This is a genomic window from Streptomyces sp. NPDC059009, from assembly GCF_042740175.1.
Lineage (GTDB): Bacteria > Actinomycetota > Actinomycetes > Streptomycetales > Streptomycetaceae > Streptomyces.
In genome coordinates, this window is the sequence record NZ_JBHYJB010000005.1 from 193,826 (window position 1) to 207,176 (window position 13,351).

16 protein-coding genes are annotated in these 13,351 nt (G+C 71.0%); 9 read left to right on the forward strand and 7 right to left on the reverse strand.

The genetic code is table 11. The features are described from left to right. The first annotated feature begins 31 nt into the window (after positions 1-31). The 3 genes from ACFWYM_RS07270 to ACFWYM_RS07280 are packed head-to-tail and all read left to right on the forward strand — an operon-like array spanning position 32 to position 2,221. The gene (locus ACFWYM_RS07270; RefSeq protein WP_384831504.1) at positions 32-832 is read left to right on the forward strand and encodes a metal ABC transporter ATP-binding protein; all 801 of its coding nucleotides are present in this window, start codon (positions 32-34) and stop codon (positions 830-832) included. A 1-nt stretch (position 833) separates the two neighbouring features. Next, positions 834-1,742 carry a metal ABC transporter permease gene (locus tag ACFWYM_RS07275; protein ID WP_384831292.1) on the forward strand — a complete coding sequence of 303 codons (909 nt, stop codon included), beginning with the start codon at positions 834-836 and terminating at the stop codon, positions 1,740-1,742. A gap of 38 nt (positions 1,743-1,780) precedes the next feature. Then, positions 1,781-2,221, forward strand: a complete 441-nt coding sequence (locus tag ACFWYM_RS07280; protein ID WP_384831507.1) for a Fur family transcriptional regulator — start codon at positions 1,781-1,783, stop codon at positions 2,219-2,221. A 91-nt stretch (positions 2,222-2,312) separates the two neighbouring features. On the opposite strand, the gene ACFWYM_RS07285 is transcribed toward ACFWYM_RS07280, so the two are convergent. Next, the gene (locus ACFWYM_RS07285; RefSeq protein ID WP_384831295.1) at positions 2,313-3,134 is read right to left on the reverse strand and encodes an isoprenyl transferase; all 822 of its coding nucleotides are present in this window, start codon (positions 3,132-3,134) and stop codon (positions 2,313-2,315) included. A gap of 23 nt (positions 3,135-3,157) precedes the next feature. Continuing rightward, positions 3,158-3,907, reverse strand: a complete 750-nt coding sequence (recO, locus tag ACFWYM_RS07290) for a DNA repair protein RecO (protein WP_384831298.1) — start codon at positions 3,905-3,907, stop codon at positions 3,158-3,160. A 137-nt stretch (positions 3,908-4,044) separates the two neighbouring features. Here recO and ACFWYM_RS07295 point away from each other — a divergent pair, with 137 nt between their 5' ends. Then, positions 4,045-4,392, forward strand: a complete 348-nt coding sequence (locus ACFWYM_RS07295; RefSeq protein ID WP_384831300.1) for a DUF6247 family protein — start codon at positions 4,045-4,047, stop codon at positions 4,390-4,392. A 136-nt stretch (positions 4,393-4,528) separates the two neighbouring features. On the opposite strand, the gene ACFWYM_RS07300 is transcribed toward ACFWYM_RS07295, so the two are convergent. Both ACFWYM_RS07300 and ACFWYM_RS07305 read right to left on the reverse strand, forming a co-directional pair. Beyond that, positions 4,529-4,747, reverse strand: coding sequence for a hypothetical protein (locus ACFWYM_RS07300; RefSeq protein ID WP_384831303.1), 219 nt, complete (start codon positions 4,745-4,747; stop codon positions 4,529-4,531). Next, positions 4,744-4,947, reverse strand: a complete 204-nt coding sequence (locus ACFWYM_RS07305) for a hypothetical protein (protein WP_384831306.1) — start codon at positions 4,945-4,947, stop codon at positions 4,744-4,746. The genes ACFWYM_RS07300 and ACFWYM_RS07305 overlap by 4 nt, the downstream gene beginning before the upstream one ends. A gap of 115 nt (positions 4,948-5,062) precedes the next feature. On the opposite strand from ACFWYM_RS07305, the gene ACFWYM_RS07310 reads away from it, so the two are divergent. The 3 genes from ACFWYM_RS07310 to ACFWYM_RS07320 all read left to right on the forward strand — a co-directional run bounded on the left by ACFWYM_RS07310 (position 5,063) and on the right by ACFWYM_RS07320 (position 7,340). Further along, positions 5,063-5,896, forward strand: a complete 834-nt coding sequence (locus ACFWYM_RS07310) for a helix-turn-helix domain-containing protein (RefSeq protein ID WP_384831309.1) — start codon at positions 5,063-5,065, stop codon at positions 5,894-5,896. Beyond that, positions 5,878-6,069, forward strand: coding sequence for a DUF397 domain-containing protein (locus tag ACFWYM_RS07315; protein WP_384831312.1), 192 nt, complete (start codon positions 5,878-5,880; stop codon positions 6,067-6,069). The genes ACFWYM_RS07310 and ACFWYM_RS07315 overlap by 19 nt, the downstream gene beginning before the upstream one ends. 164 nt (positions 6,070-6,233) lie before the next feature. Beyond that, positions 6,234-7,340 carry a serine hydrolase domain-containing protein gene (locus ACFWYM_RS07320; RefSeq protein WP_384831315.1) on the forward strand — a complete coding sequence of 369 codons (1,107 nt, stop codon included), beginning with the start codon at positions 6,234-6,236 and terminating at the stop codon, positions 7,338-7,340. 19 nt (positions 7,341-7,359) lie between these two features. Here ACFWYM_RS07320 and ACFWYM_RS07325 read toward each other — a convergent pair whose 3' ends face one another. The 3 genes from ACFWYM_RS07325 to ACFWYM_RS07335 form a co-directional block, all read right to left on the reverse strand. Further along, positions 7,360-8,832, reverse strand: coding sequence for a membrane-associated oxidoreductase (locus ACFWYM_RS07325; RefSeq protein WP_384831318.1), 1,473 nt, complete (start codon positions 8,830-8,832; stop codon positions 7,360-7,362). Between the two features lie 94 nt (positions 8,833-8,926). Then, positions 8,927-10,402: a membrane-associated oxidoreductase gene (locus ACFWYM_RS07330; protein WP_384831510.1), complete on the reverse strand. Its 1,476-nt coding sequence runs from the start codon at positions 10,400-10,402 to the stop codon at positions 8,927-8,929. Then, the gene (locus tag ACFWYM_RS07335; protein WP_384831321.1) at positions 10,393-11,187 is read right to left on the reverse strand and encodes an AraC family transcriptional regulator; all 795 of its coding nucleotides are present in this window, start codon (positions 11,185-11,187) and stop codon (positions 10,393-10,395) included. The genes ACFWYM_RS07330 and ACFWYM_RS07335 overlap by 10 nt, the downstream gene beginning before the upstream one ends. Positions 11,188-11,243: 56 nt before the next feature. Here ACFWYM_RS07335 and ACFWYM_RS07340 point away from each other — a divergent pair, with 56 nt between their 5' ends. Together ACFWYM_RS07340 and ACFWYM_RS07345 are read left to right on the forward strand one after the other, a co-directional pair. Further along, a complete protein-coding gene (locus tag ACFWYM_RS07340; RefSeq protein WP_384831324.1) occupies positions 11,244-11,816 on the forward strand; it encodes a class I SAM-dependent methyltransferase in 573 nt (190 codons plus the stop codon). Positions 11,817-12,141: 325 nt separating this feature from the next. Next, positions 12,142-13,350, forward strand: coding sequence for a cytochrome P450 (locus tag ACFWYM_RS07345; protein ID WP_384831327.1), 1,209 nt, complete (start codon positions 12,142-12,144; stop codon positions 13,348-13,350). The last annotated feature ends 1 nt before the right edge of the window (position 13,351 follow it).

Consider the following 13,351-nt stretch of genomic DNA (forward strand, 5'->3'; position numbering starts at 1 on the left):
CACCACCAGCAGCATGGAGGGCGCATCCGTCATGGGCGAGTCAGCCGTATCCGGCGAGTCAGTCACGGGGGAACCCGTCATAGCCCTGCGCAAGGTGACGGCGGAGCTCGGCTCGCGCCCCGTGCTGCGCGGCATCGACCTCACCGTGCACCGCGGTGAGGTCGTCGCGCTGCTCGGGGCCAACGGCTCGGGCAAGTCGACCGCCGTGCGCAGCGTCATCGGCCAAGTCCCGGTCAGCGGCGGCGAGATCGAGATCTTCGGCACCCCGCGGCGCCGCTTCCGCGACTGGGCCCGGGTCGGCTACGTCCCGCAGCGCACCACCGCCGCGGGCGGCGTGCCCGCGACCGTGCGCGAGGTCGTCTCCTCCGGGCGGCTCTCGCGCGCCCGGTTCGGCGTCCTGCGCAAGGCCGACCGGGACGCGGTGACGCGCGCCCTGGAGCTCGTCGGCATGGCCGACCGCGCCAAGGACTCCGTGAACGCCCTCTCCGGCGGCCAGCACCAGCGCGTCCTGATCGCCCGCGCGCTCGCCGCCGAACCCGAACTGCTGATCATGGACGAGCCGATGGCGGGCGTCGACCTGGCCAGCCAGGAGGTCCTCGCCGCGACCCTGCGCGAGCAGGTCGCCGCCGGGGCCACGGTCCTGCTCGTGCTGCACGAACTCGGCCCGCTGGAGCCGCTGATCGACCGGGCCGTCGTCCTGCGCGACGGCTGCGTCCTGCACGACGGGCCGCCGCCGAAGGCCGTCGGCCAGCACGCCCTGCCCGGCCACGACCACGTCCACCCGCACGCAGCGGCCGACGCCGAACCGATCCGCACGGGATTGCTGAGCTGACATGGAAATCCTCAACTACGCCTTCATGCAGCGGGCGTTGCTCGCCGCCGTGCTCGTCGGCATCACCGCGCCCGCCGTCGGGATCTACCTCGTCCAGCGCCGCCAGGCCCTCATGGGCGACGGCATCGGCCACGTCGCGATGACCGGTGTCGGCCTCGGCTTCCTGCTCTCCACCTCGCCGGTGTGGATGGCCACGGCCGTCGCCATCGTCGGCGCCGTGATCATGGAGCTGATCCGCTGGTACGGGAAGACGCGCGGCGACATCGCGCTCGCGATGCTCTTCTACGGGGGCATGGCGGGCGGCGTGATGTTCATCAACCTCGCGCCGGGCGGCTCGAACGCGAATCTCCAGTCGTATCTCTTCGGCTCGCTCTCGACGGTCTCCGAGGAGGACGTCACGGCGATCTGTCTGCTCGCGGCCTTCGTGGTCCTCGTCACGGTCGGCCTGCGCCGCCAGCTCTTCGCGGTCAGCCAGGACGAGGAGTTCGCGCGCGTCACGGGCCTGCCGGTGCGCGCCCTGAACCTGCTGACGGCCGTCACCGCGGCGGTCACCGTCACCGTCGCCATGCGCGTCGTGGGCCTGCTCCTGGTCTCCGCCCTGATGGTGGTGCCGGTGGCCGCGGCCCAGCAGCTGACCCGCAGCTTCAAGGCGACGTTCGTGATCGCGGTGGCCATCGGCATCGCCACGACGCTCGGCGGCACCGTCACCTCGTACTACCAGGACGTGCCGCCCGGAGCGACGATCGTGCTCCTGACGATCGCGGTCTTCATCGCCCTCACGCTGCTCGCCGCCCCGCTCGCGCGACGCCGGGCGCGGGCCGCGGCCCTCGTGCCCGACGATCCGGCGGAGTGCACCATTCCGGCGCAGTCCGCCGCCCAGGTCCCGGCCCAGTCCTCCGCCAGGGTCTGACGCTCACGTCTGACCACCACCGGGGCGTGCCTGGCACAATGGCCGTCGGCAACAGACATGAGCACCGTGAGGAGGAACCCGTGGCAGCCCCGGTTCGAGGCAGGTCGACCCGCCAGCGCGCGGCCGTGGCGGCTGCGCTGGACGCCGTGGACGAGTTCCGCAGCGCCCAGGAACTGCACGACATGCTCAAGCACCAGGGCGACTCCGTCGGTCTGACCACGGTCTACCGCACGCTCCAGTCGCTCGCCGACGCCGGCGAGGTCGACGCGCTGCGCACCAGCGAGGGCGAGACCGTCTACCGCCGCTGCTCGACCGGTGAGCACCACCACCACCTGGTGTGCCGGGTGTGCGGCAAGGCCGTGGAGGTCGAGGGCCCCGCGGTCGAGAAGTGGGCCGAGGCGATCGCCGCCGAGCACGGGTATGTGAACGTGGCGCACACGGTGGAGATCTTCGGGACGTGCGCGGACTGCGCGAAGTAGCGAGCCGTACGAGCCACGAGAGGGGCCCGCACCGTCTGCGCGACGGTGCGGGCCCCTCTCCCGTATGCGGGACTTCTCCCGTACGCGGGACTCAGTCCTTCTTGACCTGCAGCTCGTTCGGGATCGCGCCGCCGAAGCGGCGGTCGCGGGAGGCGAACTCCAGGCAGGCCCGCCACAGGTCGCGCCGGTCGAAGTCCGGCCACAGCACATCCTGGAAGACCATCTCGGCGTAAGCGCTCTGCCAGAGAAGGTAGTTGGAGGTGCGCTGCTCGCCGCTGGGCCGCAGGAAGAGGTCCACGTCCGGCATGTCCGGGTAGTACAGGTACTTCGCGAAGGTCTTCTCGTTCACCTTCGACGGGTCGAGGCGGCCCGCCTTCACGTCCGCGGCGAGGGCCTGCGCGGCGTCGGCGATCTCGGCCCGCCCGCCGTAGTTCATGCAGAAGTACAGGGTCAGCTTGTCGTTGCCCTTGGTCTGCTCCTGGGAGATCTCCAGCTCCCGGGCGACCGACTTCCACAGCTTGGGCATCCGGCCCACCCAGCGCACCCGCACGCCCAAATCGTCCAGCTGGTCACGGGTCTTGCGGATGAAGTCGCGGTTGAAGTTCATGAGGAACTTCACCTCGTCCGGGGAGCGCTTCCAGTTCTCGGTGGAGAAGGCGTACAGGGAGATCGCGCCCACGCCCATCTCGATGCCGCCCTGCAGCACGTCGAGGACCCGCTCGGCGCCGACCTTGTGCCCCTCGGTGCGGGGCAGCCCCCGCTCCTTCGCCCACCGCCCGTTCCCGTCCATGACGATGGCGACGTGCTTGGGCACCAGCTCGCCGGGGATCTTCGGCGGCCGCGCGCCCGAGGGGTGCAGTTCGGGGGCCTTGTACTCACGGCGGGACCGTCCGAGGATGCCGCGTCGTGCCATGGGGGGCTCTCCAGTGTGTGGGGTCAGGTCTTTTCTACGTACCGTAGCGAGCGCAGTCCGCGCTCCAAGTGCCAGTGCAGATAGGCCGATACGAGGCCGCTGCCCTCGCGGGCGTGGCGTGCCTCACAGGCGTCGGCCGTCGCCCAGTCACCGGTCAGCAGCGCCGCGAGGTGCGCGAGGGCCTCCGCCGACGGTACGACACTTCCGGGCACCCGGCAGTCACCGCATATCGATCCGCCCGCCCCGACGGAGAAGAACCGGTTGGGGCCCGGCAGACCGCACTTGGCGCAGTCGCTGAAGCTGGGCGCGTAACCGTTCACGGCGAGGGAGCGGAGCAGGAAGGCGTCGAGGACGAGGTGCGGCTCGTGCTCGCCGCGCGAGAGGGTGCGCAGCCCGCCGACGAGGAGCAGATACTGCTGCACGGCCGGCTCACCTTCATGGTCGGTGAACCGCTCCGCCGTCTCCAGCATGGCCGTACCGGCGGTGTAGCGGGCGTAGTCGGTGACGATCCCGCCACCGTACGGAGCGATGGTCTCACTCTGTGTGCACAACGGGAGCCCGCGCCCGATGAGTTCACTTCCCCGCGCGAAGAACTGCACGTCGACGTGGGAGAAGGGTTCGAGGCGGGCCCCGAACTTGGACTTGGTGCGCCGCACGCCCCGGGCCACGGCCCGTACCCGCCCATGGCCGCGCGTGAGGAGCGTGATGATGCGGTCGGCCTCGCCCAGCTTCTGGGTGCGCAGCACGATGCCGTCATCACGGAACAGACTCATGGGGTCATTCTCGCGTACGGCGTGGGCGGGTGCGGTCGGGGTGGCCGCCCCACCCTTCGGGCGCGCGGGTTTCACCTCGCCCTACCCGCCGGGCCGGTAGCGCACGAGGGCCATCACCACCCGCCCCGGAGGCCCCTGTGAGTGCCCAGCCCGATGGCCCGTACGGGCCGCTGATCCCGATGCCCGAGCCGACGCCCGACGCACTGCGTGCCGCGGTCGCACGGATCGCGCCCAGCCGGGTCCCCGCGCTCACCCAGCACCTGTTCGAGGCGACGACGAACGCCCAGCAGACGCAGAGTCTCGCCCCCCTGCGCGCGTTCATCCACTCGTGGGCCGTCTTCGTCGCGATCGAGCGGCACCCGCAGCGCGCGGCCCGGCTGCGCGAGCTGGAGCGGCTCGTGGACGCCGGGAACGAGGACCCGACGGACGCGATCGCGGAGATCCGGCACATCCGGGACGCGGCGGAAGCGGAGACCGGCCTGTGAGCGACTGATGCTGGGACTGGAACCCGAGCGAGGAGCGAGTTCGACTTTCTCGGCGGACGCGGCTTCATCAGCTTCCTGCCCGTACCCCGTCACGAGTGCGTCTACGTCTGCAACATCACCTGGTACGGCTGAACCGTCAAGGCACCTCCCCCCGGCTCCTCGCGTTCGCGTACGCCGTCGCCGCGCGCAGCCGCTCGGACGTGGTCGCCGTGCGCAGCGCGCCCGGGACGCAGTCCCACTCCTTCCCGCCCCCGTACGGGCGGAGCTGGACGTACGGGCCCTCGTGCCCCATCACCCGGCCCACCTGGCCGGTGCTGGTGTCCACGGCGTACGAGCCGATGGGGAGCCTCGTCATGGGTGAGCCCCCAGCGCCTTGGTGAGCCGTTCCGCCGCTCCCAGGTCGCAGCGGCCGAGCTCCACGAGGGGGCGGGGCGCCTCTCGTGCCAGCGAGACGGGGTCAATACCCAGTGAGGGCAACGTAATTCCGGCCCTTGTCAGGGCAGTTCGCAATTCCTTCACGACGTCCTCCACCGCTTGTGCCTGCTCGTCCGACACGTGGCTCCCCTTTCCCGTCGGGTTTCACTCTTCGTGTCACTACGGTGACGGTTTTCGCGTACGGTCGGGAGAGGGCTGGACTCTACAACTGCGGGGCTGTGGAGGTGGGTTGGCCATGGCCAACGGTTCGAGGCAGGCGGCTTGGGAGTTCTTCGGGCTGGAGTTGAAGCGGCGCCGGGAGGATGCCGGGCTCAGCCAGTCGGCACTGGGAGTGCGGGTTTTCGTATCCGGCGGATACATCGGCCAATTCGAACAGGCCATTCGCAAGCCGCAGTTGGACGTGGCTCAGCGAATTGATGCGGCACTACAAACCGATGGCTTTTTCGAGCGGATGTGCCGGAAGCTGATCGATGACACGCGGTATGCGGATTACTTTGCTGCGGTCGTGGAGCTGGAGGCGTTGGCTACGCGGATCTGTGAGTTCGCACCGACGGTGATCCCCGGACTCTTGCAGATCGCCGCATACGCACGAGCGGTGACCGTCGCGGCCAACCCGTTCGTCACGGACGAGTACGTCGAGGAGAAGGTGTCCGGCCGACTGGAACGGGCCCAGATCCTCAAGGACGCTACAAGGCCCGAGTATTGGGTGGTGCTGCATGAGAACGTGCTGCGCACTCCGGTGGGCGGACCGGCCGTCATGGCCGAGCAGCTGGGTCACATCGCCGCGCTGATGCGTGCGCGGCATGTGTGGGTGGCGGTGCTGCCTTGCGGCGTGGGGGCATACGCCTCCATGGGCGGAGACCTGAGGCTCATGGACTTCGAGGATGCGCCGCCAACCGCCTATACAGAGACCTCGTTTTCGGGAACCCTCATCGACGAACCGGCGGTGGTGGCACGAGCACAGCGAGCTTACGATCTGCTCAGGGGCGCCGCGTTGTCGCCGGAGGCGTCCCTCGCCCTGATCGAGTCGGCGGCTGAGGACTTCAGACGATGCGCGAGTACGACCTGAGCAACGCCTGCTGGCGCAAGAGCAGCTACAGCAACGGCGAGGGCGGCAACTGCGTCGAGGTAGCCGACAACGTCCCCGGCCTCGTCCCCGTCCGCGACAGCAAGGCCCCGGAAGGCCCCGCCCTCCTCATCGGCGCCGCCGCCTGGCAGGTCTTCGTCGACGCGCTGGCCTAGGCGGCGGGGGGTTAGCCCTACCTGGACCGGGCGGTCAGCAGGATCGCCCCGCGTACCCGCGCCCGGAAATGCTGGGACCGGCAGACCGGCACAGGCCGGTGGTTTCCCAGCGTCTCCCCAGGAGTTGGCTCGTGCGCGCACAGGTATGGCAGAGGTCTCGTTCCGTGTCGGCAGCGGTGGCCGTGGCCGTGGGTGCCATCACGGTGGGCGCCCTCGCGCCTGCCGCGGCGGCCTCCCCCTCCCCCCGGCACGACACCGTCCAGCGCGGCCTCGACGCACTCGTGCGGGGCGACGACGGCGTGCCCGGCGCGCTGGCGAGCGTGCGGGGAAAGCACGGCCCCACCCGTACCTACACCGCGGGCGTCGGCGACCTGGCCACCGGGGCGGAGGTGCCCCGGGACGGCCGGGTGCGGATCGGGAGCAACACCAAGACCTTCACGGCGGTGGCCGTGCTGCAGCTCGTCGCGGAGGGGAGGATCCGCCTCGACGAACACATCGACACCTACCTGCCGGGCCTCGTGCGCGGGGACGGGATCGACGGGCGCCGCATCACCGTACGGGAGATCCTGCAGCAGACCAGCGGGCTGCCCGACTACACCAAGGCCGACCTGCAGCCGCAGCGCTACGAGCCGCGCGAGCTGCTCGGCATCGCGCTGCGGTACAAGTCGGAGTTCGACCCGGGGTCCAAGTGGGCCTACAGCAACACCAATTACGTGCTGGCCGGGCTCCTCGTCGAGAAGGTCACCCACCGGTCCCTCGCCGGGGAGATCGACCGGCGCGTCATCCAGCGCATAGGGCTGCGCCACACCTACTTCCCCGCCCCCGGTGACGCGACGATCCGGGGCCCGCACCCCAAGGGCTACTACCGGGAGGCGGCGGGCGCGCCCTTGCGGGACATCACGGAGATGGACCCCTCCTGGGCCTGGGCGGCGGGTCAGCTCGTCTCCACCAACTCCGACCTCAACCGGTTCTTCGGCGCGCTCATGGACGGTGAACTCCTCCCGAAGGCCCAGCTGGACCAGATGCGCAGGACCGTGCCCGCCGGAGCCCCCTTCGCGGACGGCGCCCGCTACGGCCTCGGGCTCGTGCGCACGCCGCTGTCGTGCGGCGGGGTCTACTGGGGCCACGGCGGCAGCTTCCCGGGGTACGAGACGCGGGGCGGCGTCACGGGCGACGGCCGGGCGGCCGACGTGGCGGTGACGATGCAGCCGGCAGACAAGGCGACCATGCCGCGAGTGGAGAGGCTGGTGGACCAGGCGCTGTGCCGCTGACCACTCAAACCGGCTGCTCCTACTGCCGGTTGATCGCGCGAGTGATGCCCGCCGCGATCGTCGTCGCCAGCGTCCAGCCAGTCACGATCAGCGCGTACGAGAGCCACTGGTAGACGCCGTCGGGGGCGAAGCGCTCCTCCTGGCCGAAGCCGATGATCGGGAGCATCAGGTCCAGGGTGTAGAAGACCGGGTTGAAGTCGGGGGCCTCGTCGGCCTTCAGGGGGCGGGGGTGGTGGAAGCCGTAGGCGAGAGACCCGGTCAGGAGCAGGGAGAGGAGCCAGATCGCGGCCCGCGCCGGGCGGAAGCCGTAGCCGACGGTGCCGTCCTGGACCTGGCCCCAGGTCTTCGCGTACCAGCGGAGCGTCCCGCGATGGCGGCGGAGTTTCGCCAGCTGGACCGTGCGGGCGGCCGCGTCGTCGCCGATGCGGCGGTAGGCGGCGGTGAGCTGCTCGTACTCGTACGGGACGTAGCCGTCCATGTCCCGCTCCAGGACTTCGAGGCGGCGCTCGGCGGGCTCGTGGGGGTCGAGGGTCGCGTAGGTCAGGCCGTCGAGGCGGACCACCTGCGGCCAGGTCTCCGGGGAGATGTGCAGCAGGTTGACCTGGGCGCGGCGCAGGGTGACACGGCCCTCGATGGGCGCGGCCTCGCGGAACCAGAGCTCTCCCGCGGAGACGCTGCTGGCGCGCAGGGCCATGCCGCCGGGGTTGGCGAGGCGGGCGTAGGCGAAGTTGAGCTGGCCGGGGATGCGGGCGCCGCGCAGGTTGACGCGGCCGTGGGCGGTGAGGCGCATGGCATGCAGGTCGGTGCCGCCGCTGAGGTTGGAGGCGTGCAGGGCGGTTCCGCCGGGGTTGCTGAGGACCGCGTAGTCGAAGGTGATGTTCCCGGCGACGACGGCGCCCGAGAGGCGGACCAGTCCGTGGGCGATGAGGCCGCCGTCGGCCTGGAGGTCGTCGTCGATGGTGGCACGGTTGAGGGCGAGGACGGGTTCGGAGAGGGGGACGTGGGCCTCGCCGAGCCGGGCGCCGTCGATGAAGAGCGCCCCGGCGATACGGGCGCCGCCGAGCCGGACGGGGCCGCGGACCCGGCAGCCGGTCATCCGCAGCGAGCCGTCGACGCGCAGCCCGGCCCCGTACAGGCCGGGCAGCACGGACCGGCCCAGGTTCAGCTGCCTCAACTGTGCGCCGTACAGGTCGAGTTTGTCGTCGAAGTAGCAGGACCAGAGGTGCATGGGCGCGTCGATCTCCGCGTACTGGAGGTCGAGCTTGCCGCTGATCCGGGCACCGGCAATTCTCAGTACGGGCGTCTCACCGGTCTGCCGGGGCTCTTCGATGAGCAGGGCCCGCAGCACTTCGGCCCGCACGGTCCGCTCGTCCCCCCACCCCTCCCCACCGTCCGCGGGCTCCCGATGCCGCTCCCGGAAATCGACGGTGCGCCCCACGGGAAACGCCTCCCACACCCGCAGCTCGGCCTCCGACAGCTGGCTCAGCTCCATCTCGGCCCCCCGTGCCCATGCCCCAGTACGGAAGGTACTCCTGGATCAAGTCATCAGTGAGTCGCCGAGGACAACACCCCCGACACCGCTTCTCTCACTGCCGGTTGATCGCCCGGGTGATCCCCGCCGCGATGGTCGTCGCCAGCGTCCAGCCCGTGACGATCAGCGCGTACGAGAGCCACTGGTAGGCGCCCTTCGGGGCGAATGCCTCCTCCTGGCCGAAGCTGATGATCGGGAGGAGCAGGTCGAGGGTGTAGAAGACCGGGTTGAAGTCGGGGGCCTCGCCTGCCTTCAGGGGGTGGGGGTGGTGGAGACCGTAGGCGAGGGAGCCCGTCAGGAAGAGGGAGAGGAGCCAGATCGCGGCTCTCGTGGGTCGGAAGCCGTAGCCGACCGTGGCGTCCTGGAGGTAGCCCCAGGGGCGGGCGTAGCGGGGCAGCGTGGAGCGGTGGCGGCGGAGTTTGGCCAGTTGGACGGTGCGGGCGGAGGCGTCGTCGCCCATGCGCCGGTACGCGGCGGTGAGCTGCTCGTACGCGAAGGAGACATAGCCGTCCGTGTCGCGGGACAGGACCTCCAGGCGGCGTTCCGCGGGCTCGTGCGGGCCGAGCCGGGTGTAGGTCAGTCCGTCGAGGCGGACCTCGTCGGGCCACGTCTCGGGGGCTATGTGGAGGTACTCGAGCTGGCCGCTGCGCAGGGTGACGGTCCCCTGGATGGGCCGGGCACCGTCGAGGTAGAGGGCGCTCGCGGCGAGGCCGCTGACGCGCAGGGCCGTGCCGCCCGGGTTGGCGAGGCGGGCGGCCTCCAGGTTCAGCCGGCCGGTGAGGCGGGCACCGAGGAAGTTGAGGCGGCCGTGCGCCGTGAGCCGCATCGCGTTGAAGTCCGTCCCCGCGCTGAGGTTGGAGGCGTGCAGGGCCGTCCCGCCCGGGTTGCTGAGGACCGCGTCGTCGAACGTGATGTTCCCGGCGACGACCGCGCCCGAGAGGCGGACCAGGCCGTGGGCGGTGAAGCCCTCGTCGGCCCGGAGGTCGTCGTCGATCGTCGCGCGGTTGAGGGCGAGGACCGGCTCGTCGAGCGGACTGTCCGGGGCGCCGAGGTGCGCGGACTCGAAGAAGAGCGCCCCGGTGATCCGGGCGCCGCCGAGCCGGATGGGGCCCGGGGTGACGCGGCAGCCCGACATGCGGACCGAGCCGTCCACGCGCAGCGCGATCGCGTTCACGCCGGGCAGGACGGAGTAGCCCAGGTTCAGCTGGCGCAACTGCGCCCCGTACAGGTTCAGTTCCTCGTCGAAGTAGCAGGACCACAGGTGGATCGGGCCCGCGACCTCCGCGTACTGGAGGTCCAGCTTTCCGGTGATGCGGGCGCCCCTGACGTGGAGGTAGGGGATCTCGCCCGCCGCGCGGGGGCCGTCCAGGAGGAGGGTGCGGAGGACCTCCGCGCGCACCGTGCGCTCAGGGCCCCAGTTCGCGCCGTCGTCGGCCGGTTCCCTGCGGCGCTCCCGGAAGTCGACGGTCCGCCCGGACGGGTACGCCTCCCACACGCGCCGCTCGGCCTCCGTCAGCTCACTCACGTCCACCCGCACCACTGACTCCCTTTTGCAGTAGATGATTTCGGAAAGTATCTTCGCGGCGTCACCCCCACCACCCGCCGGAACGCCGCCACGAACGAGCTCGCCGACGCGTAGCCGACCCGGGCCGCGACCGCCTCCGTCGTGCGGCCCGCCGCCAGGTGCGGCATCGCCGCGCGCATCCGCAGCCGCTCGCGCCACTGGCCGAAGGCCATGCCCGTCTCGGCGCGGAAGAGGCGGGCCAGGGTGCGGGCGCTGGTGTCCGTCCACTCGCCCCAGTCCGTCAACGTGCGTGTGTCCGCGGGGTGTTCGGACAGGGCCCGCGCCACCTTCCGCGCCCGTGGGTCCGTCGGTTCGGTCAGGGTGATGCTCCGTAGCTCCGGTACGGGTTCCAGGGCGTCCAGGAGGACGGCTTCCGCCCGGGATCGTGCGGGCGGGGTGAGGTCGGGGCGCGAGAGGTGGTCGATGAGGGCGCTCAGGAGCGGGCCCACGGCCAGGACGGTGGGTTCGGTCCAGGCGCCGGGGCAGTGGGCCGGATCCACGTACGGGCTGCGCAGCGCCGCCGAACCGGTCGGGCCCGCCGCCGTGGTGTGGGGCAGGCCCGCGGGGATCCAGAGGGCGAGGGAGGGCGGGAGCAGCCAGCTGCCGCGGTCCGTGCCGACGCGCAGCAACCCCTCGGTGGACCAGGCCAGTTGATGGAAGGGGTGCCAGTGGCGGGCGAACACCGTGCCGCGCCGGAGCGGGAAGTCTCCGACGAAGACCGCGCCCAAGGAGTCGTGTCCGGTTGGCGACATGAGTTGGCAGCGTAGCCCGTGGTGGACACGAGGACGTTCCTCCTAGCGTCGTGCGCATGCCGATGAACCGAGTGCATCGCAAGCTGTGCAGCTCCGAGGAGTGGGCCCAGGCCGTCGAGGAACGGCTGCTGCCGTGGGCCCTGGAGAAGGTGGAGTTGGGGGACGATCTGCTGGAGGTCGGGCCGGGGTACGGGGCCAACCTGCGTGTTCTCGTGCGGCGGGTGGCGCGCATGACCGCCGTTGAGATTGATGAGAAGACCGCCGCCCTGCTCGCCGGGCAGTGGGGCGAACAGGCGCGCATCCTGCACGCGGACGCCTCTCGACTACCGCTTGAGGACGCGGTGTTCACGTCCGTCGTGTGCTTCACGATGTTGCATCATGTGCCCACCACCGCGCTCCAGGACCGGATCTTCGCCGAGGCGTTCCGCGTGCTGCGGCCCGGCGGAGTCTTCGCGGGCAGCGACAGCCTGTCGAGCCCGCGCTTCCGGATCCTGCACTTCCTGGACACCATGAACGTCGTGGATCCGGACGGGCTCCCGGACCGGCTGGAGGCCGTCGGCTTCACGGACGTCGTGGTGGACCTGCACCCCGAGGTCCGTGGCTTCCGCTTCCGTGCGCGCAAGCCGTGAGGGCAGTCCCCGTGGGAGCGGGGGCGGGAGCGGGAGCGGCGAGGGGTCAGATCGCGCCAATTCCGGTTGTGGGCCGGGCCGATCGCGGGCGGAGTCGAGGGGTGAGCGGGGAGTACGGGGAAAGAGTTGAGCGCTTCTCGGCCCAATGCGGACCATCTGTCGCATACCCCGCCCACTTGGCCGAACCGTGCATGTACGGGGTACGTGCAGCGGGCATGGAGTGGGAAGCGGAGCGCCCATCCGTATAGCTCCGCACAGCGACACCGTCCGTACAGCTCCGCACAGCAACGCCATCCGTATAGCTCCGTACAGCTCGGAGGCCCTCATGGCCGAAGCCATTCCCTTCCCGCAGGACCGCACCTGCCCCTACCACCCGCCCGCCGACTACCGCGCCCCCGCCCAGCAGGGCCCCGTCCACCGCGTGACCCTCTACGACGGGCACGAGGCGTGGCTGGTCACCGGGCACGCCGAGGCGCAGGCGCTGCTGACCGACGCCCGGCTCTCCAGCGACCGGCAGCGCAATGACTTCCCCGTCGTCGCGCCCCGCTTCGACCAGTCCCGTACCCGGCCGACGCCGCTGCTCGGCGTGGACGACCCGGAGCACAACCGGCAGCGGCGCATGCTGATCCCGGCGTTCGGGGTGAAGCGGATCGCCGCCCTGCGGCCCCGGATCCAGCTCATCGTGGACGGGCTGCTCGACGACGTCCTGGAGAAGGGCCCGCCGTCCGAGCTGGTCGCGGACTTCGCGCTGCCGGTGCCGTCCATGGTGATCTGCGAGCTGCTCGGCGTCCCGTACGCGGACCACGAGTTCTTCGAGTCCGCCTCGCGCCGGCTGCTGCGGGGCCGCACGGCGGCGGAGGCGGAGGTCGGACGCGACCAACTCCTCGACTACCTGCGGGATTTGATCGGGAAGAAGGAGCGTGGGGCGGCGGAGGGCGCGGGTGAGGGGATCCTCGACCAGCTGATCCACGGCCAGCTGCGGGAGGGCGACCTCGAACGCGAGGACCTGACGTGGATGGCGCTCGTACTGCTGGTCGCCGGACACGAGACGACCGCCAACATGATCTCGCTCGGCACCTTCACGCTCCTCGAACACCCGGACCAGCTGGCCGCGTTGCGGGCGGACCCGGAGCTGCTGCCGGGGGCCGTGGAGGAGCTGCTGCGCTTCCTGTCGATCGCCGAGGGGCTGCAGCGGGTCGCCGCCGAGGACATCGAGGTGGGCGGCGTGACCATCCGGGCCGGCGAGGGCGTCATGTTCGCCACGTCCACCATCAACCGGGACGACGCGCGGTATCCGGACCCGGACCACCTGGACGTGGCGCGGTCCGCCCGCCACCACGTCGCGTTCGGCTTCGGCGTGCACCAGTGCCTGGGGCAGAACCTGGCGCGGGTGGAGCTGGAGATCGCGCTGCGGACGCTCTTCGAGCGGATCCCGGATCTGCGGCTCGCCGTTCCGGTTGCGCAGGTGCGGCACAAGCCGGGCGATACGTTGCAGGGGCTGGTGGAACTTCCCGTCGCCTGGGGTGAGTTGTGAG